Source organism: Bartonella capreoli (genome assembly GCF_902813205.1).
GTDB lineage: Bacteria > Pseudomonadota > Alphaproteobacteria > Rhizobiales > Rhizobiaceae > Bartonella > Bartonella schoenbuchensis.
This window is the reverse complement of the sequence record NZ_CADDZX010000318.1, coordinates 1-406: the sequence shown is the minus strand read 5'-3', so window position 1 is coordinate 406 and position 406 is coordinate 1. Positions and strand designations below refer to the sequence as shown.

The 406-nt window shown below is 42.4% G+C and carries 1 protein-coding gene; it reads right to left on the bottom strand.

What is annotated here, in order from left to right; genetic code table 11:
- Window positions 1–406: L-threonylcarbamoyladenylate synthase (locus J7R05_RS08600; protein ID WP_208541905.1), on the bottom strand; the 406-nt coding region annotated here is incomplete at both ends.

Sequence of the window (406 nt, the reverse complement as noted above, 5' to 3'; positions counted from 1 at the left end):
TTGCTCATTAAACCGCACAAAAGTATTGGGTGTATAATGTGTTTTTTCCAACCCTGTCCCCGAAATGGTGGCACACGGTTCTATTTCTTTCAAAGACAGCCCTGCCACTTCTTCAACTTCTTCAGCAGTTACCCCACCATGACGCAATAGATAGATATTTTTATCACAAACCTTAACAATCTTTGATTCAAGCCCTATCTTAGAAACTCCTCCATCAATAATTAAAGGCACTGATACCCCCAAAGATGCAAATACAGATGCAGCTGAAGTGGGACTAAGACCTCCCGATTGAGTTGCACTAGGAACTGCTAAAGGTCGACCAAAATGTTGAACATCTGCTGCAAAGCCGCCAACAGGAAAACGAACAGCCAATGTATCAAGACCAGAAGTCGTTAAAGGATGAATG